Annotated in this window: 18 protein-coding genes; 6 read left to right on the plus strand and 12 right to left on the minus strand. The window is 69.6% G+C overall.

What is annotated here, in order from left to right; all coding sequences use genetic code 11:
* The first annotated feature begins 133 nt into the window (after positions 1-133).
* From VHC63_12135 to VHC63_12150, 4 genes are read left to right on the plus strand one after another with little or no spacing between them, the layout of a single operon-like run.
* A complete protein-coding gene (locus VHC63_12135) occupies positions 134-1381 on the plus strand; it encodes an MFS transporter (GenBank protein HVV37347.1) in 1248 nt (415 codons plus the stop codon).
* Between the two features lie 42 nt (positions 1382-1423).
* Complete coding sequence (locus tag VHC63_12140) at positions 1424-4681, plus strand: AAA family ATPase (GenBank protein HVV37348.1); 3258 nt, start codon at positions 1424-1426, stop codon at positions 4679-4681.
* A gap of 1 nt (position 4682) precedes the next feature.
* Entirely contained in the window at positions 4683-7034 is a 2352-nt protein-coding gene (locus VHC63_12145) for a GMC family oxidoreductase (protein ID HVV37349.1), read from the plus strand.
* On the plus strand, positions 7031-8719 hold the full coding sequence (locus VHC63_12150; protein ID HVV37350.1) for a hypothetical protein: 1689 nt from the start codon (positions 7031-7033) through the stop codon (positions 8717-8719). The genes VHC63_12145 and VHC63_12150 overlap by 4 nt, the downstream gene beginning before the upstream one ends.
* Here VHC63_12150 and VHC63_12155 read toward each other — a convergent pair whose 3' ends face one another.
* The 3 genes from VHC63_12155 to VHC63_12165 are packed head-to-tail and all read right to left on the minus strand — an operon-like array spanning position 8720 to position 11308.
* Positions 8720-8959: a hypothetical protein gene (locus tag VHC63_12155; protein HVV37351.1), complete on the minus strand. Its 240-nt coding sequence runs from the start codon at positions 8957-8959 to the stop codon at positions 8720-8722.
* A 17-nt stretch (positions 8960-8976) separates the two neighbouring features.
* Positions 8977-10560, minus strand: a complete 1584-nt coding sequence (locus VHC63_12160; protein ID HVV37352.1) for a DNA polymerase ligase N-terminal domain-containing protein — start codon at positions 10558-10560, stop codon at positions 8977-8979.
* Positions 10550-11308 carry a DUF72 domain-containing protein gene (locus VHC63_12165; GenBank protein HVV37353.1) on the minus strand — a complete coding sequence of 253 codons (759 nt, stop codon included), beginning with the start codon at positions 11306-11308 and terminating at the stop codon, positions 10550-10552. The genes VHC63_12160 and VHC63_12165 overlap by 11 nt, the downstream gene beginning before the upstream one ends.
* 23 nt (positions 11309-11331) lie before the next feature.
* On the opposite strand from VHC63_12165, the gene VHC63_12170 reads away from it, so the two are divergent.
* Positions 11332-12159, plus strand: coding sequence for a Ku protein (locus VHC63_12170; GenBank protein HVV37354.1), 828 nt, complete (start codon positions 11332-11334; stop codon positions 12157-12159).
* Here the strand turns inward: VHC63_12170 and VHC63_12175 are convergent.
* From VHC63_12175 to VHC63_12195, 5 genes are read right to left on the minus strand one after another with little or no spacing between them, the layout of a single operon-like run.
* Positions 12098-12736, minus strand: a complete 639-nt coding sequence (locus tag VHC63_12175; protein ID HVV37355.1) for a hypothetical protein — start codon at positions 12734-12736, stop codon at positions 12098-12100. The two genes, VHC63_12170 and VHC63_12175, sit on opposite strands and share 62 nt — an antisense overlap.
* A complete protein-coding gene (locus VHC63_12180; GenBank protein ID HVV37356.1) occupies positions 12649-14130 on the minus strand; it encodes a phospholipid carrier-dependent glycosyltransferase in 1482 nt (493 codons plus the stop codon). Before VHC63_12180 ends, VHC63_12175 begins: the two co-directional genes overlap by 88 nt.
* Positions 14127-14858 carry an HAD family hydrolase gene (locus tag VHC63_12185; GenBank protein HVV37357.1) on the minus strand — a complete coding sequence of 244 codons (732 nt, stop codon included), beginning with the start codon at positions 14856-14858 and terminating at the stop codon, positions 14127-14129. Before VHC63_12185 ends, VHC63_12180 begins: the two co-directional genes overlap by 4 nt.
* Positions 14855-16252, minus strand: a complete 1398-nt coding sequence (locus VHC63_12190; protein HVV37358.1) for an NAD-dependent malic enzyme — start codon at positions 16250-16252, stop codon at positions 14855-14857. Before VHC63_12190 ends, VHC63_12185 begins: the two co-directional genes overlap by 4 nt.
* Before the next feature lie 45 nt (positions 16253-16297).
* Complete coding sequence (locus VHC63_12195; GenBank protein ID HVV37359.1) at positions 16298-16540, minus strand: BldC family transcriptional regulator; 243 nt, start codon at positions 16538-16540, stop codon at positions 16298-16300.
* A gap of 118 nt (positions 16541-16658) precedes the next feature.
* Here VHC63_12195 and VHC63_12200 point away from each other — a divergent pair, with 118 nt between their 5' ends.
* The gene (locus VHC63_12200) at positions 16659-18719 is read left to right on the plus strand and encodes a thiamine pyrophosphate-dependent enzyme (protein HVV37360.1); all 2061 of its coding nucleotides are present in this window, start codon (positions 16659-16661) and stop codon (positions 18717-18719) included.
* A 48-nt stretch (positions 18720-18767) separates the two neighbouring features.
* On the opposite strand, the gene pyrE is transcribed toward VHC63_12200, so the two are convergent.
* The 4 genes from pyrE to VHC63_12220 are packed head-to-tail and all read right to left on the minus strand — an operon-like array spanning position 18768 to position 22866.
* Positions 18768-19319: an orotate phosphoribosyltransferase gene (pyrE, locus tag VHC63_12205; protein ID HVV37361.1), complete on the minus strand. Its 552-nt coding sequence runs from the start codon at positions 19317-19319 to the stop codon at positions 18768-18770.
* Position 19320: 1 nt separating this feature from the next.
* Positions 19321-20367 (minus strand): phosphoribosylformylglycinamidine cyclo-ligase, encoded by a 1047-nt coding sequence (purM, locus tag VHC63_12210; protein HVV37362.1) that lies wholly within the window; start codon positions 20365-20367, stop codon positions 19321-19323.
* Positions 20360-21799 carry an amidophosphoribosyltransferase gene (purF, locus tag VHC63_12215; GenBank protein ID HVV37363.1) on the minus strand — a complete coding sequence of 480 codons (1440 nt, stop codon included), beginning with the start codon at positions 21797-21799 and terminating at the stop codon, positions 20360-20362. The genes purM and purF overlap by 8 nt, the downstream gene beginning before the upstream one ends.
* Positions 21796-22866, minus strand: a complete 1071-nt coding sequence (locus VHC63_12220; GenBank protein HVV37364.1) for an RNA polymerase sigma factor — start codon at positions 22864-22866, stop codon at positions 21796-21798. Before VHC63_12220 ends, purF begins: the two co-directional genes overlap by 4 nt.
* Positions 22867-22944: the final 78 nt, after the last annotated feature.

Consider the following 22944-nt stretch of genomic DNA (forward strand, 5'->3'; position numbering starts at 1 on the left):
CCCCGCTCTCGCCGTCTTCGGTCCGGAAGCGTACCGGTCTTGTCCGCGGACTCGGGCTCCGATCCCGAACTGGGCGCTCCAGGTCTCGAAAAACGGGATCGGGCGCGCCCAATTCGTCTTTTAGGATCGGTTGATGGCAGGCGCGATCCAGCAGACGTTCGGGTCGCTGCGCAATCACAACTTCCGGTTGTTCTTCTTCGGAACGCTGGTGTCGTTCGCCGGTGAGTGGATGCAGAACATGGCGGAGGCGTGGCTCGTGTTGCAGCTGACGCACAACGGCGCGGCCGTCGGCGCCACGTTCGCGTTCCGGTTCGCGCCCGTCCTGTTCTTCGGCTTGTGGGGTGGCGTGGTCGCCGACCGGCTCGACCGGCGGCGACTCATGCTGGTGACGCAGTCGCTCGCCGCCGTGTTGGCGTTCGTGCTGTGGGCCATCGTGGCGCTGCACGTGGTGCACGTGTGGATGATCTACGCGCTGGCGGCCACGCTCGGCCTCGTCGTCGTGTTCGACCACCCAGCGCGCAACGCGTTCCTCGAAGAGATGGTCGGGCCCGAAGCGATGCCCAACGCCGTGGCGTTGCTGAGCGCGGTGTCGAACTCGGCGCGCATCACCGGTCCCGCGATCGCGGCGATCCTGATCGCCCACTTCGGCGTGGCGTGGGTGTTCTTCGTCAACGGCGTCAGCTTCCTGTTCGTCGTCGCCGCACTGCTGGGCATGCGCACCCGCGATCTGTTGCCGGTCCACCGCGACGGCGTGCGGGCGCGGATCAAGGACGGGCTGCGTTACGCGTGGTCGGTCACCGACATGCGCGGCACGATCGTGTTGCTCGGCGTGATCGGCACGCTGGTGTGGAACTTCCCGACGTTCCTCACGCTGGTGGCGCAGCGCACGCTGCACGGCGACGCCGGCCTCGCCGGCACGCTCATGGCCATCCTCGGGGTCGGCAGCGTGATCGGCGCGCTGGCCGCCGCGCACCGCGCCACCACGAGCGCGCTGGTCGTGCGCACCGTCGCGCTGCTACTCGGCGCCGCGATGCTGGCGACCGCGCTGGCGCCCACGCGCCTACTCGTCATGGCGTCGCTCGTACCGACCGGGGCACTGGCGATCATGTTCGGCGCCGTGGCCAATTCGCACATGCAGTCGCTGTCGTCCCGCGAATTTCGCGGCCGCGTGATGTCGATCTACAGCATCCTCGGCCTCGGCACGACGGTCGTCGGCGGTCCGTTCGTCGGCCTCGTGTCACAGGTGTGGAGCCCGCGCGTCGCCATGGGACTCGCGGGCGCGGCGGCCGCGATCACCGCGCTGGCGCTGTTCGCCACCCGCCCGGGACGCACCTATGAGATGCACGTCGACCCGATCGTCGCCGAAGAAGCCGCCACCTAGGTACCCTTTGCCCGAGTTGTGCAAGGGGGTGGCGACGCGGTTATGACGACGAGCACGGTGACGGTGCTGTTCACCGACCTGGTCGGTTCCACCGCGCTCCTGATCGGCCGCGCCGACTTCGACGAGGTCCGCCGCACCCACGACGTGCTGCTGCACGCCGCCATCGAGTCCAACGGCGGCACGGTGGTCAAGGGTCTCGGCGACGGTGTGATGGCCACGTTCAGCTCGGCCAAGTCGGGAGTGGCCGCGGCGCGCGCCATCCAGCAGTCCGTCCACCGCCACAACCGCCGCGGCCGCGGACCGGAGCTGTCGCTGCGGGTCGGCATCTCGGTGGGCGACGTCACCTTCGACGGCCTCGACTGCTTCGGCGCGCCGGTGATCGAAGCGGCGCGGTTGTGCGCGCTGGCCGACGGCGACCAGATCCTGGCCACCGACGTGTTGCGCGTCATGGCCCGCGACACCGCCTTCCGCGCGGTGGGGGCCCTCGAGTTGAAGGGCCTCCCCGAGCCGGTCGACACCGTCGAGATCGAGTGGGACCGTGTGCAGGCGTCGGACGCACCGCTGCCGGCGCGGCTGGCGCTGGATGCGCCGGAATTCGTCGGGCGCACCGACGTGCTCACGGCGCTCAACAGCGTCTACGCGCGCGTGCGCCGCACCGGCCAGCGCGCCGTGTTGCTCATCGGCGGCGAACCCGGCGGCGGCAAGACGACCGTCGTAAGCCGCGCCGTGCGCGCCTGGCACGACGACGGCGCCACCGTCGCCATGGGGCGCTGCGAGGAAGACGTGCGGGCGCCGTACCGCCCGATGATCGAAGCGCTCGACCACATCGTCGGCCACGCCCGCGCCGACCTGCTCGACGCGCACGCGCAGCGACACGGCGCCGGCGTGTTGCCGCTCGCCCCGTCGCTGGCGCGCCGGTTGCCGAAGCTCGCCGACCCGATCTCGACTGATCCCGAGAGCGAACGCTTCCTGTTGTTCTCCGCCGTCGGGGATCTCCTGTGCACCGTCGGCGCCGAGGACCCGGTCGTGCTCTTCCTCGACGACCTGCATTGGGCCGACGCTGCCACCGCGTCACTGCTGCGCAGCATCGCCACCGCGCCCGAGCCGGCACGCCTGCTCGTGGTCGGCACGTTCCGCGACGCCGAGCTGGCACCGGATCATCCGATGGCGCAGGCGCTCGCCGCCTTCCGGCGTGTGCCGTGTGTGGAGCGGCTGGCCCTCGACGGCCTCGACGCCACCGAAGTCACCGAGCTGCTCTCCAAGTGGACGGGCGCTACTGCGAGTGCCGGTACGGCGCAGCTGGCCGAGGGCCTCGTCGCCGAGACCGACGGCAACGCCTTCTTCGTGACCGAGGTCATCCGCCACCTCGACGCCACCGGCCAACTCGAAGACCTAGCGGCCAAGGGCGCGCTCGGTGGCGCGGTGACGTTGCCGGACAGCGTGCTCGAGGTGCTGGCCGAGCGCGTCGGGCGCCTCGGCACCGCGGCGGAAGAAATCCTCGGCGCGGCGGCGGTGATCGGGCTCGAGTTCGAGCTGGCGGTCGTCAGCGGCGTCACGGGCACCAGCGACGAGAAGGTGCTGTCGGTCCTGCACGACGCCACCAGCGCGGCGCTGGTACTCGAAGTGCGCGACGCGCCCGGGCGCTTCCAGTTCACGCACGCGCTGGTCCAGCACGCCATCCTGACCAACCTCGGCCCGACGCGCGAGGTGAGCCTGCACCGCCGCGTCGCCGAGTTCCTCGAACAGGCCGGCACCCGTGAGGCGTCAGTCGCCGAGTTGGCGCGCCACTGGTTCCAGGCGACGCGCGTCTCCGACACCGCCCGCGCCCGCGACTCGGCGCGCCAAGCCGGCGACGCCGCCCTCGACGCCCTCGCGCCCGGCGACGCCGTCGCCTACTTCCGCCAGGCGCTGCTACTGCACGAGCAGTCGCCCCAGCCCGACGCTGCGACCCGCATCGACCTGCTCACGCAACTGGGCACCGCCGAGCGGCTGTCGGGCGACCCGGAGCACCGCGAGACGCTGCTGCGCGCCTGCCGTCTCGCGCAGCGCGAGAACGACGGATCGCGCCTCGCCACCGCCGCGCTGGCCAACAACGTCGGCACGTTCAGCACCTTCGGCGGCGTGGATGTCGAACGCGTCGAGATGCTCGAGGCCGCCGTCGCCGTCGCCACCGATCCGCAGCAGCGGGCGCTGCTGCTCGGCACGCTCGCCAACGAACTCACCTATTCGGGCAACTACCCGCGCCGGCGCCAGATCGCGGACGCGGCGCTCGACGCGGCGCGGGCGACGGGCGACCGCCTCCTCGTGGTGCGGGTCATGAACATGATCTTCTATCCGCTGTGGGTGCCCGAGACGCTCGCGGAGCGCGTCGCGCTCACCGAGGAGAGCCGCGCCATCGTCGCCACCACCGACGATCCACTGGTGCTGTTCTGGTCGGGCATCTCCAACTACCTGAACCTCGTGCAGGCCGGTCGCGTGGAAGAGGCCGACGAGATCCTCCACGCGACGCAACCGCTGGCCGACCGGCTGGCGCAACCGGCGCTGCAGTGGCGCTCGGCGCATCGCGTCGCCTGCCGACACATGCTCGGCGGCAACGCCGATGCCGCCGAGGAGTTCGCCCGCCGCGCCTTCGACTACGGCGAGCAGGCCGGCGACGCCGCGGCGGTCGTGTACTTCAAGTCACAGTCGATGTGCGTGCACTGGATGCGCGGCACGCTCCACGAACTGGCCGCCGGCATCAAGGGCGACTCGCCGCGGCCGGCGACGGCAGTGGCGTCGCTGGTCCTGATCTTCACCGACTCCGGCCGCCTCGACGACGTGCGCCGCCTGCTCGACCGCGAGGCGGCCAACGGCTTCACCAACCTGGCGCGTGACCCGGCGTACGTGACGAGCATGGCGTTGTTCGCCGAGGGCGCGGTCGCCACCCGGCACCGCGAAGCCGCGGAGCTCGTACACCAGCTGCTGTTGCCCTTCGCCGACCAGATCGGCTTCGACGGCGTGACGACCGTCGGCGGGCTCGAGCACTACCTCGGCGCGCTGGCGGCGTCGCTCGGGCGCTACGACGAAGCGGTCGATCGACTCGAGCGCAGCGCGGCGTTGCACGAGCGCATCAACGCCCCGTTTTTCGAAGCGCGCAGCCGGCTGCAACTGGCCGACGCGCTCGCCGTCCGCGCCCACGACGACGACGCGGCGCGGGCGCAGTCGGCGCTGGCGCGCGCCGGCGTGCTGGCGAAGCGGCACGGCTTCGCACTCATCGGCGAGCGCACCCGCGCCCTCGCCGCATCCCTCACCGGAGGCTGACATGCAACGGATCTCGTCGCGACCCGAGGAGCTGGCGGCCTCGTACGAAATCGTGATCATCGGATCGGGCTACGGCGGGTCGATCATGGCGTCGCGCCTCGCCCGCGCCGGGCGCGACGTTTGCCTGCTCGAGCGCGGCGCCGAGCGGCTGCCGGGCGAATACCCCGACAGCGTGATGGAGGCCGCCGACGAGTGGCAGATGACAACCGGCGGCGGTCACCACTACGGCAACCGCCAGGCGCTGTACCAGTTCAACATCGGCGACGACATCAACGTGTTCAAGGGGTGCGGCCTCGGCGGCACATCGCAGGTCAACGCCGGCGTCGCCATCGAACCCGACCCGCGGGTGTTCGACGACCCGCGCTGGCCCGCACCGCTGCGCGCCGACCTCGACGGCCTACGCGCCGGGTTCGACCGCGCCCGTCACATGCTCGGGTCCACGGCCTATCCACAGGAGCGCAGTCCGCTCGCGAAGACAACGTTGCTGCAGCGCAGCGCGGCGGCGCTGAACGAACCGTTCCTGCTCCCCACGATCAACGTCACGTTCGATGACCGCGTCAACGCCGCGGGCGTCGAGCAACCGGCGTGCAACGGGTGCGGCGACTGCGTGAGCGGGTGCAACACCGGCGCCAAGAACACGCTGATCATGAACTACCTGCCCGACGCGCAGCGGTGGGGCGCCAAGATCTTCACCGGCGTCGACGTGCGGTGGGTCGAGCGCTGCGCCAACGGCAAGTGGAACGTGCAGTACCAAGTGCTGGGCGCCGGCCGCGGCCGCTTCGGTGAGGCGCCGCTCACGCTCGAGGCCGACATCGTCGTGCTCGCCGCCGGCACCCTCGGCAGCACCGAGCTGCTGCTGCGCTCGCGCGAGCACGGACTGACCACGTCGGCGCGGCTCGGCCAGTCCTTCAGCGGCAACGGCGACGTGCTGGGCTTCGCCTTCGACTGCGACGAACCGGCCCACGGCATCGGGTGGGGCCACGAAGTCCACACCCGCGGCCCACTGGTCGGACCGTGCATCACCGGCGTCATCGACGAACGCGCCGACCGTCCGCTCGACGACGGCATCATCATCGAAGAGGGCTCGATCCCCGGCGCGCTGGCGCACCTGATCGCGCCGGCGTTCGCGGCGGCGCCCGAAGAGCCGCTGGAAGAACAGCACCGGTTGCGGCGCATCAAGATGGCGGCCGAGGCCATTCTCGAAGGCTCGTACCACGGGCCGATCAACCGCACCCAGACGTTCCTCGTGATGGGCCACGACGACGGCGCCGGCACGATGGCGCTCGAGAACGACCAGCTGCGGATCCACTGGCCCGGCGTCGGCGGCCAGCCGCTGTTCAAGCGGGTCGACACCGAGTTGCGCAAGGCATCAGAGGCCGTCGGCGGGACGTACATCCCGAACCCGCTGTGGCACGAGATGCTGCGCCAGCCGCTGATCACCGTGCATCCGCTCGGCGGCTGCCCGATGGGCGACACCGCCGCCACCGGCGCCGTCGACCACATGGGCCGCGTGTTCACCGGTGAGGCGGGCGACACCGTGCACGACGGGCTGATCGTGTGCGACGCCGCCATCATCCCGCGGCCGCTCGGCGTCAATCCGCTATTGACGATCTCGGCGCTGGCCGAGCGCAACGCCGCGCAACTGGCGGCGACGCGCGGCTGGACGATCTCGTATGCCGCCGCGCCGGCGCACGACGCTCCGCATCCCGCCGACGCGCTGTTGCTCGAGTTCACCGAGAAGATCAAGGGCTACGTCGGTGTCGGCGCGACCGAACCCGCGGCGGGCTTCGCCCAAGGCATGGCGGACAAGACCGAGTGCTGGTACGAGATCTCGATGGCCGGTGACGCGCGGGCGATCGCGCGCGACCCGTCGACGACCGCCGCGATCACCGGCCTCGTCGGGTGCCCCGCGATCTCACCGGACAACCTCACGATCGAAGGCGGTGAGTTCCAGCTCTTCGTGCCGCAGAACGGCGACCCAGCCGACACCAAGATGCTGTACCGCCTGCCGCTGCGCGCCACCGACGGCTCGCGCTGGTTCCTCGACGGCTACAAGCAGGTGCGCGAGGGAGAGCCGTGGCAGCTGTGGCACGACACCACGACGCTGTACGTCACGATCCATCACGACGACGTGAACGGTCCGATCTGGGGCGCGGGCGTGCTGCGCATCGCGGCCCACGACTTCGCCAAGCAGTTGACGACGATGCGCGTGTCGGGCGCGGCACCCCTCACGCACCGCCTCGCCGCGCTGGCGAGCTACGGCAAGATGTTCGCCGGTCACCTCTTCGAGTACTACGCCGGACCGGTCGGTTGGAAGCACCTGCACGCGGCGGAGCCGAAGGCAACGAAGTGACCGCGGGGCTGCGCTTCGACGAGGAGATGCGTGGCTTCTGGGCCCCGACCGACGCGCCCGACGCCGGCGACATCCAGCAGTACCTCGACGCGGCGGACGCCGGTAAGCGCGCCGCCCGTCCACTGGTGCTGCGCCTCACGCTGTCCACCGACGACGTGGAGGCCCTCGCCGGTGACCTTGACCGCGCCATGCATGCGGAGGGGTACGTGACGGTCGGAGGCGGAACCGGCGACGTCGCCCTGGCCGGCGGCCGCGTCGAGCTCGTCGTCGCCGACGACGCGCTGACACCCACGACGCGCCACATGCGCTACCTCCTGCCGTTGCCGAGCGCGGGACTGCACCTCGAGGGGTTCAAGGAACTGCAGGAGGGCGACCTCACGCAGTTGTGGGGTGCGTCGACGACGCTGTACTGCACGATCACCCGCGGAGGTCCCCGCGGCGAGCTGGTGGGTCGCGGCGTCGTGCACATCGCGCCGGCGGCGTTCGCCCATCAGGTGTCGACCATGCGCATCACCGGCGAGCACGGTGAGCTGCGTCGCCTGGAATTGCTGGCCCAGTTCGGCGCCGCGTTCTTCGGCGCGCTGTGGCACGAGTACGGCACCGTCGTGCACCGTTCGACGCGCATCGCCCGCCACGCCCCGCCGCGCCCGCACCGCCCGCTCGACCTGCCACCCGCCCAGGTGCATCCGTACCGCACCGACGACGGCGTGGACCTGCGCCTCACGCGTTACCGCGGCGGCGACAAGGGACCCGTGGTGCTCGTGCACGGCATGGGCGCCAACCCGCTCACTTACACGCTCGACACCGTCAAGCCGAACCTCGCCGAGTACCTCGTGGCCCACGGCTACGACGTGTGGATCCAGGAGTGGCGCGGCTCGACGCAACTGCCCGCGTCGACGGGTCAGTTCAATGCGGACGACGTGGCGAACCTCGACCACCCCGCGGCCGAGAAGGCGATCGCGGCGCTGACCGGTCGGCGTGACCTGCACTGGGTCACCCACTGCGTCGGGTCCATGACGTGGATGATGGCGACGCTGGCCGGCACCACGACTCCGGCGTCGCTGCTGTTGTCGTCCGTGGGTGCGCATCCGATCGCGCCGCGCCTCACGCGTCTCAAGGCCCGCCTGCGGGCGCCGGGCATGCTGCATCGTCTCGGGGTGCAGCTGATGACGACCGACAGCTACGACGACGAATCGCTCGGCGCCAAGGCGTTCGATGCGCTGCTGCGCTTCAACCCGATCCCGCGCGAAGAGCGCTGCGCCTCGTCGGTGTGCCGGCGCCTGTCGTTCATCTACGGCATCTCGGTCCACCACGCGGCGGTCGACGAACTGACGCATGCGACGCTGCACGAACTGTTCGGCGTGACCGACCTGACGATGATGACCCACCTGGCCACGTGCGCCCGCGTCGGCCATCTCGTCGCCGCCGACGGGCGCGACGTCTACATGCCCAACGTCAAGCGGGCGCAGCTACCGATCACGCTGTTCCACGGCGCCCACAACCTCGTGTGGCTGCCGGAGTCGACCAAGCAGACCTACGACTGGCTGGTCGGCGAACTCGGCCCCGACGGGTTCGAACGCATCCTGTTCGACAACCACGGCCACCAGGACAACATGATGGGCGCCCAGTCGGCGCAAGCGGCGTTCCCCGCGGTCGTCCGCCACCTCGAGCGCGCCGGCGCCTAGCTACTCGTCGCCCTGGCTGATGCCGCGCTCGACGTGCATCGCCGCGTCTTCGGCGTTGAGCGACGACTCGCGTTCCTGGCCGATGTCGTCTTCGTCGCTGAGGCTGTCCATGTGCTCGGGCTCTTCGTCGGCGCCGGCGCCCGCGTCCCAGTCGGCGGGATCGATGAACTTGTCGGGGATGATGTCTTCGGGGAGTTCGTCTTCGTCGAGCTGTTCGGCGTTGGCCTGCGGGTCACTCATGGTCTCGTCGTACCCCCTTAAAGGTCGGGCAGTTCCTGTTGCAGGCCTACCAGGTCGCGCAACGGGTCACCAGAGGCTTCCAGCCTCTTGAGGGCGTTGCGGACGTTCCACTTGTCCGGCTTGAGCGTGCGGTCGTCGAGATCGTCCCACGTGATCGGCATCGAGACCGACGCGCCCGGCGTCGGGCGCGTGCTGAAGGGTGCGATCAGCGTCTTGTTGATGGCGTTCTGCGTGTAGTCGAGACGGGCTTTGCCGCCGCGCTCGGACTTCTGCCACTTCCAGCTGACGAGGTCGGGCAGCGTGCCGCCCACCGCACGCGACACCTGCTCGACCCAGTTGCGCGTGTCGTCGAACGTGTAGCCGGACTTCACCGGGACCCAAATCTGGATGCCGCGCTTGCCCGTCACCTTCGGGCAGCCGACGACGTGGAGGTGGTCGAGGGCGACGCAGTACAGATGCGCCAGTTGGCGCGCCTGGGCGAAGGTCGTATCCGTCCCGGGGTCGATGTCGATGAGCGCCCACGTCGGTTCGTGCGGCTTGTCGCCCCGCGACGTCCACGGGTTCAACTCGATGGCGGCGAAGTTCGCCATCCACACCAGCGACGGGAGGCTGTCGACCACCGCGTACCACTCGGTCTCGCCCTTCTCGAAGTCGTCGTAGTGCCAGCGCGTGATCCACTCGGGCGCGTACTCGGGCACCGCCTTGTTCCAGAAGCCCTTCTCCTCGACGCCGTCGGGATGGCGGTAGGCGTTGACGGGCCGGCCCGCCAGGTACGGCAGGATCCACGGCGCGATCTGCGCGTTGTACCGGATGAGATCGCGCTTGGTGACGGGCTTGGCGCGCGCTCCCTTGCCGGGGAACAGCACCTTGTCGAGGTTGGTCAGGTGCACGACCTCGCCGCCGACCTTCCAGTCGCCTTCCTTCTTCAGCGCGTCGAGCGCCGCCAGTTCGTCGTCGTCGGCCGCCGGAAACGGGCCGAGCTTGCGGGCCCACGCCGCAATCGTCGGCACCTTGCTCGACCATTGCGCCTTCGGTTGGGCCAGCACCTCGTCGTTGGTGCGCCCCGACTTCACCGACTTCGGGTGGTCTTCGGCGTCCCAGCCGTCGACGGCGGCCTCGTCGCGCTTGTGCAGCAGCATCCACTGCTCGCGCTCGCCGGGGGCGCCGCGGCGGATGAGGATGAAGCGGCCCTGCAGCTTCTCGCCGTCGAGGTCGAAGTGCAGTTCGCCGTCGGCCACCGCCTTTGCCGGGTCGTCGGTGTGCACCGGGGCGTAGGTGCCCCAGTCCCACACGATGACGTCGCCGGCGCCGTAGCCGCCGCGGGGGATCACGCCTTCGAAGTCGAAGTACTCGAGCGGGTGGTCCTCGACGTGCATGGCGAGGCGTTTCGCCTTCGGGTCGAGCGTCGGGCCCTTCGGCACCGCCCAGCTGGCGAGCACGCCGTCCATCTCCAACCGCAGGTCGTAGTGGAGGTGGCTGGCGCGGTGGCGCTGCACCACGAAGCGGTGCCCGCCCTTCGCGCTCGGCTTCTTGCCCCGCGGCTCGGGCGTCTTGGTGAAGTCGCGCTTGGCGACGTAGGTGGCGAGGCGGTTACGCGGCATGACGCGTCCCGTAGGAGGAGAGCCGGTCGCGCAACCACGTGCCGTCCTTCACCGCGTTGGCGTGCCAGTCGTTGTTGAAATAGGCGTAGACGTCAGCGCCCTCCTCGAGCCAGTGCTGCATCCGCTTGGCGGCGCGGCCGAGACGGATCGGGCCGTAGCGCCCGAAGTAGGCCCGCGTGGTCGCGCTCGGTCCATGGAAGCGCACGTAGCTCCAGTTGGTCGTGCGGATCCACGGGTGATCGTCGATCAGGTCGTGGACGCACAGCGCGGCGCCGTGCTTTTCGAGCACGGCGTACACGTCGTCGTGCAGCCAGCTGGCGTCGCGGACTTCGACCGCCCAGCGAATGTCCTTCGGTGCCCGCGAGAGGAACTCGTCGAGCCGTTCGGGGTTGCGCTTCCAGCGCGGCGGGAGCTGCACCAGGTTCGGACCCAGGTGGCTCCCGAGCCGGTACACCCGGTCGAGGTGGTTGGCGAGCCAGCCGCTGTCGGCGTCCTTGAGCTTCTTGCGATGAGAGCCGAACTGGCCGAGCTTCAACGCGTAGGTGAAGCCCGGCGGCGCCTGCTGCTCCCACTTCTCCACCGCCTGGTGCGTCGGGAGGCGGTAGAAGCTGTTGTTGATCTCGACGGTGTCGAAGTGGCGGGCGTAGTACGCGAACCACTGGGTCGTCTTGAGCTCCCGGGGATAGAACAGCCCGCGCCACTCTTTGTACACCCACCCGGAACAGCCGACGTGCGCGACTCCAGTCACGCCCCCATGGGTACCCACTTCGCATGCCGCGAGCAATCTGGTCGGGCTCGATCAGCTTCGGCTTGGTCAACGTGCCCGTGAAGGCCTACACCGCCGTGCGCGACCACAGCGTGCACTTCCATCAACTCGATCCCAAGGGTTCGCGTATCAAGTACGAGAAGGTGTCGGAGAAAACCGGTAAGGAGGTCGACGCCGACGAGATCAAGCTCGGCTTCGAAGTGTCCAAGGGCCACTACGTCGAGCTGACCAAGGACGAGGTCGACGAGATGCAGCCGGCGTCGACGAAGTCGATCGACATTGGCGACTTCGTCGACCTCGCCGAGATCGACCCGATCTTCTACGACCACACCTACTGGCTGGCGCCCGACGGGGAGGCGGCGACCAAGGCCTACGCCCTGCTGCGCGACGCCATGGAGGACGAGCAACGCGTCGGCATCGGCTCGGTCGTGATGCGCAAGAAGCAGTACCTCGCGGCGATCCGTCCGGTGAAGGGCGCGCTGGCGATGTCGACGATGCGCTTCGCCGACGAGGTCGTCCCGTCGAGCGACATCGAGGGCATCCCCAAGCGCGCCGGCACGGCGAAGAACCACAAGGAAATGCAGCTGGCCAAGCAGATCGTCGACGCGCTGGCGAGCGACTGGAAGCCCGAGCGCTACCACGACACCTATACCGAGGAACTGCGGGACCTCATCGAGAAGAAGCGCAAGGGCCAGAAGATCACCGTCGCCGCGGAACCCGAGGCAAAGGACGCCGACGTCGTCGACCTGATGGCCGCGCTCGAAGAGAGCGTTAAGTCAGCTCGAGGCCGGAAACGACCGGCGCCGCGGTCATCGCGGAAGAAGTCGGCGTAACGCGCTCGATCCAGAAATGGAGCGCCGGCCCGATCAGGAGCCCGGTGATGACGGTGCCGAGGCCGATGGTGCCGCCGAGCAGCCAGCCCGTCGCCACCCACGACGCTTCCATCGCCAGGCGCACGGCGCGGTTGCTGCGACCGGTCTTCCGGCTCAGCGCCAGCATGCACAAGTCGGGCGCGGCCGCGCCGACACGACTGCGGATGATGATCGCCCCACCGAGCGCCATGAACCACGTGGCGAGCACGACCACGGCGAGCCGGAGCACGAGCCCGTGCGCCGTCGGCGTGTGCGGCAGGAACGCGTCGAGGAACGCGCCCTGCACGAACGGCAGCGCGACGGTGCCCGGCCCGGGCCACATGCGCAGCAGCACGGCGATGACGCACAGGATGCTGCCGGTGATCATCACCGCGTGACCAAGCGTGATGTGGAGGTGGCGGGCGATGCCCTGCTGCACCGTGTACAGCGGGCCGAGGCCGAGCGCCGCCTTTACGGTGAGGGCGTAGCAAGCGGCGCTGAGGGCGCTGCCGCCGAGGAGGAGCGGGACGCGTCGGATCCAGTCTTGCGTTTGCCCCATCGAGCGATGCTAAACGCCGCCACCGCGACACCCCACCCGATTACGGCCCACGCCCGTGGCGCCAGCATCGCAAGCGTGTAGCGCGATCCGCTGCCCTCGACGAGGTGGACCAGCCACGGCACGTCGCCCGCTTCGAGGGTCAGGGCCACCGCGGCCACGAGGGCGAGGCAACCGAGCCCGGCGCGCCCGAAGCCACGGTACGCGGCGAGCGCCAAGGCCAGCGCGACCGCGGGCAGCGCCACGTAGAGGTGCCGGCCGGCGATGTCGGAACGGCCGCCGGAGAGGTGCAGGATCACGACGGCCATCGTGAAGAAGGCCAGCGGCCACGCCGCCAGGAGCCAGGCGAGCAACGCCAGGTCGCGCCCGGCGCGGCGTCGCCACAGCCGCGCCGCGGCGACGACACCGAACAGCGCTGTGGCGGCGAACCAAAGCTTGCCGGCGTGCGTGGCGTTGGGGCTGACGATCTGGGCGTCGAAGAAGCCGTGACCGCCCTGACGCAGGCGCGTAGCCAGTCCGTGCAGGTTGAACGGCGGGTTCGACTGCAGCGAACCGGTGATGGCGTCGAGCTGTTTGGCGGCGGTGAGCCCGCCGTAGTGCGCGTGGTTGAACGCCAGCCACGGGGCCACCAGCACGGCGGCGATCGCACCGGCGATGGCGCCGAAACGCACGACGTCAGCCAGGCGTTGACCGTTCCAGCGCGCCGCCAGGACGGCGGCGACGGCCACGACGGCCACGATCGACAGACCGGTGGTCTTGGTGAGCACGGTGGCGCCGACCAGCACACCGGTGACCGCGGCGCGCCGCGTCGTCAGCCCGCGGCGTAAGGCACGGGCCAGCACGAGGAACGTCGCCGCGGCCAGCACCGTCATCAGGCCGTCGTTCGCCACGATGGCGAAGTTGCTGTTGGTACCGGACCACACGGCGGCGAGGGCGGCGGCGACCACGCCGATGCTCGGCTCGTCGGGCCACAACTCGCGCCCGATCAAGTACACGAGCGGGATGAGCAACAGCGACACCAGCAGCGTTGCGACCCGCAACGCGTACATGGTTGTCGACGTGCGCGCCCCGTCGAAGACGCGCCACACCGGCGCCATCACCGCGTAGTACAGCGGCGGCTGGGCGGCCTCGTAGGACTCGTGCAGCACCGACGGAATCGTCTCGTCGTGGAAGCGCGACGACGGCGACGACTTCGCCAGCGCCAGCACGTCGGCGTGCACGTGGGTCTGGCCGACGATCGGGATCCCGTCGCCGCGAGCGATCGCCTCGACGTAGTCGTAGTGGGCCTGCTCGTCGATCGGGCTCCACACCGGCGTGACCGCCACCCACCACAGCCCGCGCAGCAGTCCCACGCAGGCGATGAGCGCGACCAGCAGGCGCTGTCGCCGGTCAGTCAAAGACCGAGCAGTCCCGGCAACTCCGCATAGTCGGTGATCGTAAACGTCGCTTCGGGTCCGTTTTCGGACGGGTCGTCGAACACGCCGGCGTACCGGACGGCCGTCATGCCCATGGCGAGGGCGCCGGCGACGTCAGTGCGGCGCAGGTCGCCAATGTGGGCGACGCGAGCGGGCTCCGGACTGCCGAGGGTTTCGAGGGCGTGCTCGAAGATCTCGCGGGCGGGCTTGTAGTAGCCGACCTCGTCGCTGAAGGACCAGCCGTCGAAGTACTGGAGTAGGCCGCGGCGCTCGAGGTGGTCGCGCAGGTGCGTCGATGGCGTGAAGCCGACGTCGCAGATGATGCCGAGCTTGAGCCCGGCGTCCTTGAGGGTGCGCAGCGCGTCTTCCAAGCCGACGGTCATGTGGAAGTCGACGTCCTTGCCGGCTTCAACGAAGTGCTCGATCAGTTCGCCGTGCAGTTCGTCGGTGATCGGCAGGTCGAGCAGCGACAGGGCGTGGCGCGCCGCGTCCTCACCGGTGCGCTGCACGCCGGCGTGCCAGTCGACGGTGAACGCGTCCCACGTCGTGGAGAACGTGCCTTGCAGTAACTCGCGCTCGACGGCGTGGCCTTCCTCGTGCAGGCGAGCCACCCAGGTGTCGATGCGCTTGTGCGACAGGTTGCTGCCTTCGGACTCGAAGAACAGCGTGTTCCAGTGATCGAAGGTGACCGCGTCGTAGTGCGCCGTCATCGCGTGACGCCGTCGGCCCGCGCCGCTTGGGCGACGTCGGCCGCGACCAACTCGACGACCTTCTTGTTGAACACGCTCGGCACGACGTAGCTGGGCGACAACTCGGCGTCGGTCACGGTGCGGGCGATGGCGTCGGCCGCGGCGAGCTTCATGTTCTCGGTGATCGTCGTCGCGCCGGCGTCGAGCGCGCCACGGAATATCCCGGGGAAGCACAGCACGTTGTTGATCTGGTTCGGGTAGTCGGAACGACCGGTCGCGATGACCGCCGCCAGGCCCGCCGCTTCCTCGGGCAGGATCTCGGGGGTCGGGTTGGCGAGGGCGAACACGATCGGGTCGTGGTTCATGGCGCGCAGGTCGTCGCGGATGAGGAGCCCGGGACCGGACACACCGACGAAGACGTCGGCGCCGGGCATCACTTCGTGCAGCGCGCCCTGGCGCATCTCGGGATTGGTGTTCTCGGCGAACCACTGCTTCGACGAATCCGTCTCCCCACGGCCCGAGTAGATCGCGCCGCGCCGGTCGACGCCGATCACGTTGGGCACGCCGGCGGCCTGGAGGATCTTGGTGATGGCGACACCCGCGGCGCCGGCACCGGCGATGACGACCTTGAGGTCCTCCATCCGCTTGTCGACGACCTTGAGCGCGTTGCGCAGCGCCGCGAGCACGACGACGGCGGTGCCGTGCTGGTCGTCGTGGAACACGGGGATGTCGAGCTCGGCCTTGAGCTTCTCTTCGACTTCGAAGCAGCGCGGCGCGGCGATGTCTTCGAGGTTGATGCCGCCGAACACGGGCTCGAGTCGCTTGACCGTCTCGATCAGTTGGTCAGCGGAGTCGACGTTCAAGCAGATCGGGAAGGCGTCGATGCCGGCGAACTCCTTGAAGAGCATCGCCTTGCCTTCCATGACAGGCAGCGCGGCGTGCGGGCCGATGTCGCCGAGACCGAGCACCGCGGTGCCGTCGGTCACGATCGCGACGGTGTTGCGCTTGATCGTGTACTTGTGGACCTCGGACGGGTTCTCTTCGATCGCGGTGCACACGCGGGCGACGCCCGGGGTGTAGGCCATCGAGAGGTCGTCGCGGTCGTGCAGCGCGCTCTTCGAGCGCACCTCGATCTTGCCCCCGACGTGCATCTCGAAGGTGCGGTCGCGCACCTTCTTGACGACGACTCCGTCGACCGCTTCTACCGCGGCGCGGATGCGCTGGACGTGGGCCTCGTCGGCGGCGAAAACCGTGACGTCCTCGACGATGTCAGCCCCCTCGGACTCGATGATCTCGAGCGAGGAGATGTTGCCGCCGGCGTTTCCGATCGCGGTCGCGAGCCGACCGAGCACACCTGGCTCGTTCGGCAGCGCGACGCGGATACGGACGGAGTACGAAGCGTTGGGGGTCGCCACGTACTGAAAATTACTGGCGGGTCCGCAAAGGACCCGAATCAGGAGCTACGCCTCGTCGGCGAAGCCGCCCATGTGCTCTTCCATGTCGGCGAGGGCAGCCATGACCTCGGCGGCGCGGAAGCGGCGGTGACCGCCGAGAGTACGGATAGCGTTGATCCTGCCGGCACGGGCCCAACGCGTGACAGTCTTCGGGTTCACACGGAACATCGCTGCTACCTCGGACGGAGTCAGCAGCTTCTCCTGTGCATAGACCTGTGCCACAGCGTCGCCTTTCGTTTGTTCGTTCACGATGGCCCCGACGGTACGGATTGACCGAGTTGCGGTCGATAGCGCACGAGGACCATTACGCGGCGCCCGACCGGACTAGTCATCGCGGGCGATTTGGTGGCGTGCCACGATGGCGACGATGTTCCGGGGGTTTGCCGAAGCCGAACTCGTCGAGGACCTGCGGCGGGCCCACGTGTCCCGCTGCCTGGACGATCGCGAGATCGCCCTGCAAAAACAGAGCCGGGTCTTCTTCCAGATCTCGGGTGCGGGCCACGAAGGGCTGCTGCTGGCGCTGGCGCGCAGCCTGCGTCCGGGTTACGACTGGTTTTTCCCGTATTACCGGGATCGGGCGCTGGTTCTGGCGTTGGGCGTGACGCCCACGGAGATCCTCTACGAAGCCGTGGGCTCCGCGCTCGACCCGTCGTCAGGCGGGCGGCAGATGCCGTGCCACTGGGGTCACAAGGACCTCAACGTCGTCAGCCAGACGAGTGCGACGGGCACGCAGTGCCTGCCGGCGGTTGGCAGCGCCGAGGCGGCGCGCTACATCGGCCGGCGCGACCTGCCCGGCTGCGTCGCCCACGGCGACGAACTGACCTACGTCTCCCTCGGCGAGGGGGCGACGTCGGAAGGCGAGTTCTGGGAGAGCCTCAACACCGCGTGCACCGAGCATTTGCCGGTGCTCTACGTCGTGGCCGACAACGGCTTCGCCATCTCCGTGCCCGCCAGCGAGCAGGCGCCGGCGCCCGTCGCCGAGTTGGTGCAGGGCTTCCGCGGCCTCGCCGTCCACCGCTTCGACGGGCGCGACTACTTCGAGGCGCGCCGCCGCGGCGCCGAGGCCATCGCCCGCGTGCGCGCCTCGGAAGGCCCCGCGCTGATCCACGCCACCGTGACCCGTCCGTATTCACACTCGGCGGCCGACACGCAGAGCAAGTACCGGTCGCGCGAAGAACTCGCCGACGAGGCGGAGCACGATCCGATCCTCGTGCTCGAAACCGCGCTGGTCGAAGGCGGCGTCCTGTCGCCCGCCGAAGCCCAGGCGTTGCGCGACGAGGCGTTCCAGATCGTGGCCGACGCGGCGAAGGAAGCGATGCGGGCGCCGCGGCCCGATCCCGCCGACATCGCCAAGCACGTGAAGAACCTGCCGGCGCTGCGCGAGCGCGCCTACGACGCGGCGGAAGCGGGCGAGCCCGTCGCCTTCGGCGAGGCGATCAAACGCACGCTGCACGAGGTGATGGCGAAGGACGAACGCATCCGCGTCTTCGGGGAGGACGTCGGCGACGCCCGCGAGACGGTGCTCAAAGACGTCGAAGGCAAAGGCGGCGTGTTCGGCACCACCCACGGCCTGCAGCGCGAGTTCGGGCGCGCCCGCTGCTTCAACACGCCGCTCGCCGAAGCCAACATCGTCGGGCGCGCCGTGGGCCAGGCGATTCGGGGTTTGCGGCCCGCGCCCGAAGTGCAGTTCTTCGACTACATCTGGCCGGCGATGCAGCAGATCAAGACCGAGGCGGCGACGGCGCGCTGGCGGTCGAACGGCGCCTTCAGCGTCCCGATGGTGCTGCGGGTGCCGATCGGCGGATACCTCGTCGGCGGTGCGATCTGGCATTCGCAGTGCGGCGAGTCGATCTTCGCCCACGTGCCCGGACTCACGATCGGGTTCCCGTCACGCGCCCGTGACGCGGCGGGCATGCTGCGCGCCGCCTTCAGCGCGGATGACCCGATCATGTTCCTCGAGCACAAGCACCTGCTGCGCCAGCCCTACACCGTCGACCCGTTCCCGCCCGAGGACTACGTGGTGCCTTTCGGCAAGGGGTACGTCGACCACGCAGGCGGCGCGCTCACCGTCGTGAGCTACGGCGCCACCGTCGAGCGGACGCGCAAAGCAGTGGCGTCGCTCGGCTACGAGGACGAGGTCGAGCTGATCGACCTGCGCTGGATCATTCCGTGGGACCACGACCTCGTCGCCGCGTCGGTCGCCAAGACCGGCCGCTGCCTCGTCGTGCACGAAGACGTCATCACGTGCGGCTTCGGCGCCGAGGTCGCGGCCTGGGTGGCTGAACACTGCTTCGAGTCACTCGACGCCCCCGTGCGCCGCGTCGCCGCCATCGACACCCACGTCGCCTACGAGCCGACCCTCGAAGCCGCCGTCCTCCCCCAAGTCGACGACATCGCCGCAGCCATCAAAGACCTGCTGGCCTACTAAACCTGTGTTCTGTGGCACACGATTCGTGTGCCACAGAACACAGGCTCGCTAGGAGACGGGGCCGTCGTAGTCGAAGCCCAAGTCGGGGGCGGTCACGAGGGCGACGAAGGGGATACCGGCGTCGGCGGCGTAGCCGGCCGCGGTGCCGCCGCGGTCGACAAGGGCGACCATGAGGACGGGCTCCGCGCCCTCGGCGCGCACGGCTTCGGCGGCTTCGAGAATCGACACGCCCCGCGACGTGGTGTCCTCGGTGAGGACGACTTTGTCCCCGGGGTCGAGGGCGCCGGCGATGCGACCGCCGGCGCCGTGGTCTTTGACTTCCTTGCGCACCGAGAACGACTTGAGGCTACGACCGACAGTGGCGGCGTAGGCGGCGGTGGCGAACGCGATCGGATCGGCGCCCATCGTGAGGCCACCGATAGCCGTGGCTTCCGGCGGAATGACGGCGAGGGCGGCCTGGGCGACGAGGAGGATGCCGTCGGGGCGGCAGGCGGTCTGCTTGGAGTCGAGGAAGTACGGGCTCTTCTTGCCCGACTTCAACGTGAAGTCGCCCCGCTTGACCGAGTACTTGAGCAGGTGCTCGATCAATTGCTGCTTCACGTCAGGCAAGGTGGACCTCGTTGCGGCCGGTGACGACCTCGCCAACCTGCACGGCGAGATGACCGGCGGCGCGCAGCACGTCGAGCGCCTTGTAGGCGTCCGACGGCGGCACGACCACGATCATGCCGAGGCCGAGGTTGAACGTGGCCGCCATCTCGGCGTCAGGAATCTCGCCGATGTGCTGAATCTCGCTGAAGATGCGGGGCGTCTCGAAGCGGCGGCGCTCGACGACGGCGTCGCAACTGTCGGGCAGGACGCGCACGAGGTTGCCCGGAATGCCGCCGCCGGTGATGTGGGCGACGGCGTGCACGTCGACGTGGCGCAGCAACTCGAGGATCGCCGGCGCGTAGATGACCGACGGGCTCAGCAGCTCGTCGGCGAGCGAATGGTGCGCCCCGGAGTACGCCGGCGCGTCGAGCGAGCGGCCGTCGACTTCGAGCAACGCCTTGCGTGCCAGCGAATAGCCGTTCGAGCGCAGGTTGGGCGAGGGCAAGCCGACGAGGACGTCGCCGGCGCGTACGTGCTCGCCGGTGATCAGGCGGTCGCGCTCGACGACGCCGACGGTGAAGCCGACGAGGTCGAACTCGCCTTCCTTCATCGCGCCGGGGTGCTCGGCCATCTCACCGCCGACGAGGGCACACCCGGCGATGCGGCAACCCTCGGCGATGCCGGCCACGAGCTGGTCGATCTGGTGCGGGTCGAGCTTGCCCACCGCGATGTAGTCGTTGAAGAACAGCGGCTCGGCACCCTGGCACACGATGTCGTCGACGCACATCGCCACGAGGTCCTGGCCGATGGTGGTGAAGCGTCCGGTCGCCTGCGCGATCAGCGCCTTGGTGCCGGTGCCGTCGGTCGAGCTGACGAGGACGGGGTTCTTGTAGCGACCGGCCGGAAAACCGAACAGACCGCCGAAGCCGCCGATGTCGCCGATGACTTCGGGACGGAAGGTGGAGCGCACGTGCTCGCGGATGCGACGCACGGCTTCCTCACCCGCCGCGATGTCGACGCCGGCGGCCTTGTAGCTGAGCTGCTTGTCGGCGTCAGGCACGCGAGGCTTCCAGCACACCCTTCGACAAGGCGATGTCCGGGGCGACGGGGTACTCGCCCGTAAGGCACGCCGTGCAGAACCCGGCGCCGGGCGCGTCGATCGCCTCGATCAACTTGTCGAGTTGGAGATACGCCAGCGAGTCGGCGCCGAGATAGTCGCGGATCTCGTCGACGGTCATGTTGGCGGCGATGAGTTCGGCCTTGGTGCCGGTGTCGATCCCGTAGAAGCACGGCCATTTCCACGGCGGCAACGTCACCCGCAGGTGAATCTCGGCCGCACCGGCCTCGCGCAGCATGCGCACGACGGCCTTGTGCGTGGTGCCGCGCACGATGGAGTCCTCGACGACGATCAACCGCTTGCCCTCGACGTTGTCGCGCAGCGGGTTGAATTTGCGGCGCACGCCGGCGTCGCGGCTGGCCTGGTCGGGGGCGATGAACGTGCGGCCGATATAGCGGTTCTTCACCAGCCCCTGGCCGTAGGGAATGCCGGAGCGCTTGGCGTAGCCCTCCGCCGCCGGCAGGCTCGACTCGGGCACCCCCATGACCATGTCGGCGTCGACCGGCGCCTGCTCGGCGAGCAGCTCACCCATGCGGCGACGGGCGCCGTGGACTTCCTTCCCGTAGAGCTGGGCGTCGGGACGCGAGAAGTAGACGGCCTCGACGATGCACAGCCGGGGCGAGACGCGCTCGCTCGGGAACGGGTGCAGCGAACGCAGACCCGACGCGTCGATGACGACCATCTCGCCCGGGTCGATCTCGCGCACGAAGTGCGCACCGACGATGTCGAGCGCCGGGCTCTCGGACGCGATCACCCAGCCGCCGTCGATCTTGCCGAGACACAGCGGACGGAAACCGTTGGGGTCGCGCACGCCGATCACGTGCGAGGCGTCCATCACCACAAGGCTGAACGCGCCTTCGAGTTGCGGCAGCACGTGCATCAGGGACCGCTCGAGGTCGCGACCGTCGGCGGACTCTTCGGCGGGATAGGCACGGGCGATGAGCTCGCCCATGAGGTCGCTGTCGGACGACACGGTGCCGGCGAGCATGCCGGCCGACTCCATCAACGACACCGTGTTGCTCAGGTTGCCGTTGTGGCCGAGGGCGAAACCGGCGTCGCCGACCGTGCGGTAGATCGGCTGGGCGTTGTGCCACTCCGACGAGCCCGTCGTCGAGTACCGCGTATGGCCCATGCCGAGGTGACCGGTGAGCGCCGCGAGGATGTTCTTGTTGAACACGTTGGACACGAGGCCCATGTCCTTGGTGACTTCCATGAAGCGCCCGTCGGACACCGCCATGCCGGCGGATTCCTGGCCGCGGTGCTGGAGAGCGAACAGCCCGTCGTAGATGGCGTAGGAGACGGCGCGGCCAGGCGCGTAAATACCGAAGACGCCGCACGCCTCGCGCAGCTCAGGCGCGAGTTCCGATTCACTCACCTGATCGTGCGGATGGTGTTGCCGAGAAGGTTGGTGACCGCGGGCACGAGGCCAGTTTGGCCGCTGGCCGCGGGTGCCCTGGGCGTTGTGACGGCAGGCGGGGTTGCGGGCAGCGCGGGAGCGATCGGCGCGCTCGTGTGGGCCGCACCCACGAGCGGCTTCGCCTGCTCTTCGAGCGTCGCGACGAGCGCCGGTGCCGAACGCGCGAGGGGCACCGAGACCGGCGCCGTGATGGTTGGCACCGTCGGCGGCGTGACCTGCGCCGTCGGGCCGGCGGCGCCGAAGGGCGCCAGCGCGATAGCGCCCGCCGCGAGCGGCGCGGCGGCCTGCGAGACAACCGAAGGCACGCCCGGCACCATGCCCATCGCGGAGGCGACGTGGTACGACGCCGTGGCCACGGCGTTGGACACCGCCTGCGCGACCCGGGTGATCGTGGCGAACTGCGTGACGCCGGCGCTCACGGCGGTGACCGCCGTGGTGCTGGCGACGCTGGCGGCGCCGGACTCGGTCGACATCGCCTGGACCGACGCGGCGAGGCGGCGGCGCGCCCGCAGCAGCAGCGAGTCCACGGCACCGAGCGACAGACCAAGGGCGGCGGCGATTTCCGGCGGGCGCCGGCCGTCGACGTCGCGGGCGACGACGACGTCGCGCTGGCGGTCGGGCAGCGACGCCAGGGCCCGCTGGATCAGGGCGGCCTGCTCGGCGCGCAGCACGGCGTTCTCAGGAGCGTTCTCGACGGCCTCCACGCTGTCGTTGCCCACCTCGTCGGACGGGGTGGTGCGGGCCGCGGCGCGCATGTGGTCGACGCACAGGTTGTTGGCGATCACCTGCACCCAGGCGCCGAAGCGACGGTCGCCGGTGCAGCGATCGAGGCGCTCGTAGGCGCGCACGAACGCGGCTTGGGCGACCTCGTCGGCCTCGCGGATGTCCCGCAGGCGGCGGGCGCAGGAGCGGCGGACCGTCTGGTAGTGGCGGCGGAACAGCTCAGAGAAGGCGTCGGCGTCGCCTTCTTGCGCGGCGAAAACCAACATGGCGTCGGTTTCGACGTCGTGCGGTGATGCAACCACCAGCTGCTCCCAGTTAATGGACCCGCGCCCGGACCCGCTTCTCGACGTCCTCAGGGTACCAGCCAGAACTCGCAACTA

It is taken from the genome of Acidimicrobiales bacterium, from assembly GCA_035546775.1.
Taxonomy (GTDB): domain Bacteria; phylum Actinomycetota; class Acidimicrobiia; order Acidimicrobiales; family JACCXE01; genus JACCXE01.

What these genes read in the sequence shown, in the direction of transcription:
- VHC63_12175 (HVV37355.1), bottom strand. Translation starts at nt 12,736, where the DNA reads ATGGGGCAAACGCAAGACTGGATCCGACGCGTCCCGCTCCTCCTCGGC.
- VHC63_12160 (HVV37352.1), bottom strand. Translation starts at nt 10,560, where the DNA reads ATGCCGCGTAACCGCCTCGCCACCTACGTCGCCAAGCGCGACTTCACC.
- VHC63_12135 (HVV37347.1), top strand. Translation starts at nt 134, where the DNA reads ATGGCAGGCGCGATCCAGCAGACGTTCGGGTCGCTGCGCAATCACAAC.
- VHC63_12185 (HVV37357.1), bottom strand. Translation starts at nt 14,858, where the DNA reads ATGACGGCGCACTACGACGCGGTCACCTTCGATCACTGGAACACGCTG.
- VHC63_12140 (HVV37348.1), top strand. Translation starts at nt 1,424, where the DNA reads ATGACGACGAGCACGGTGACGGTGCTGTTCACCGACCTGGTCGGTTCC.
- VHC63_12170 (HVV37354.1), top strand. Translation starts at nt 11,332, where the DNA reads ATGCCGCGAGCAATCTGGTCGGGCTCGATCAGCTTCGGCTTGGTCAAC.
- VHC63_12200 (HVV37360.1), top strand. Translation starts at nt 16,659, where the DNA reads ATGTTCCGGGGGTTTGCCGAAGCCGAACTCGTCGAGGACCTGCGGCGG.
- VHC63_12155 (HVV37351.1), bottom strand. Translation starts at nt 8,959, where the DNA reads ATGAGTGACCCGCAGGCCAACGCCGAACAGCTCGACGAAGACGAACTC.
- VHC63_12145 (HVV37349.1), top strand. Translation starts at nt 4,683, where the DNA reads ATGCAACGGATCTCGTCGCGACCCGAGGAGCTGGCGGCCTCGTACGAA.